Origin of the sequence: Paraburkholderia sp. RL17-380-BIE-A (assembly GCF_046028085.1) — a bacterium.
Classification (GTDB): domain Bacteria; phylum Pseudomonadota; class Gammaproteobacteria; order Burkholderiales; family Burkholderiaceae; genus Paraburkholderia.
Genome location: NZ_JARESQ010000046.1, coordinates 1 through 1,213, shown reverse-complemented (window position 1 = coordinate 1,213; position 1,213 = coordinate 1). Strand labels below are relative to the sequence as shown.

The 1,213-nt window shown below is 64.9% G+C and carries 2 protein-coding genes; both read right to left on the bottom strand.

Annotated features, from left to right (window positions below; genetic code table 11):
* The coding region (gene cydB, locus P0D68_RS35450; protein WP_408303728.1) for a cytochrome d ubiquinol oxidase subunit II at positions 1-461 on the bottom strand (461 nt) is incomplete at its 3' end.
* 35 nt (positions 462-496) lie between these two features.
* A partial coding sequence (locus tag P0D68_RS35445; protein WP_408303727.1) for a cytochrome ubiquinol oxidase subunit I occupies positions 497-1,213 on the bottom strand: 717 nt, incomplete at its 5' end.

Below are 1,213 nucleotides of genomic sequence, written 5' to 3'. Positions count from 1 at the left end.
ACGCGCAGGTCGGTGTCGAACGAGAACGGCACGCCTTGCAGCAGGTTGCCGAACGCGACGCCGAACACCAGCGCCGGCACGAAGCCGCCGACGAACAGCGCCCAGTCCCACGCACTGCGCCAGCGCGGGTCTTCACGCTTGCTGCGGTAGTCGAAGCCGACCGGCCGGAAGAACAGCGAGAACAGCACGAGCAGCATCGCGAAGTAAAACCCGGAGAACGAGGCCGCGTACACCAGCGGCCACGCGGCGAACATTGCGCCGCCGGCGGTGATGAGCCACACCTGATTGCCTTCCCAGGTCGCGCCCACGGTGTTCACGACAATGCGCCGCTCGGCGTCGGTCCTGCCGATGAAGGGCAGCAGGATCGCCGCGCCCATGTCGAAGCCGTCGGTGAGCGCAAAGCCGATCAGCAGCACGCCGATCAGCACCCACCAGATGAGTTTGAGGCTTGCATAATCCATGATGTTCTTTTCCCTTGAAACTCGGTGGCGGCGAATCAGGCGACCGTGTTGGTCGGCAACGGCTGGTTCAGCGGCCGATTCGGCGGCTGTTGTTCATGGTGGTAACGGCCCGTATGCAGCGACGAGGGACCGAGCCGCGCATACTTGAACATCAGCATGATCTCGATGATGAACAGCACCGTGTAGAACACCACGAAGCCCCCGATACTCAGATACAGGTCGCCTGCCGTCAGGCTCGAGGCCGACAGGCTGGTGGGCAGAATGCCCGCGATGGTCCACGGCTGGCGGCCCACTTCCGCGACAATCCAGCCGAATTCCGCCGCGAGCCACGGCAGCGGAATCGCCCACACGGCCCAGCGCAGGAACCAGCGGCGTTTCTCCAGCAGCAGCGAGCGCTGCGCGCAGAACCAGAACGCCAGCACGAAGGTGGCGAGGAACAGGATGCCGAGGCCCACCATCAGGCGGAACGAGAAGAACACGGGCGCCACGGGCGGGATCGTTTTCTTCGCGGCCTGGGTGATCTGGTCGGGCGTGGCGTCGGTGACGTTCGCGGTGAACTGCTTGAGCATCAGGCCGTAGCCGAGGTCCTGCTTGTGCGCGTCGAAGGCGGCTTTGGCTTCGTCGGTGACGTCGCCCTGTTTCAGCTTCTGCAGCGCGGCGTAGGCGAGCATGCCGTTCCTGATGCGCGCCTCGTTGCGCACCATCAGGTCCTTCAGGCCGACCACGGGTTCGTCGAGTGAGCGCGTGGCGAT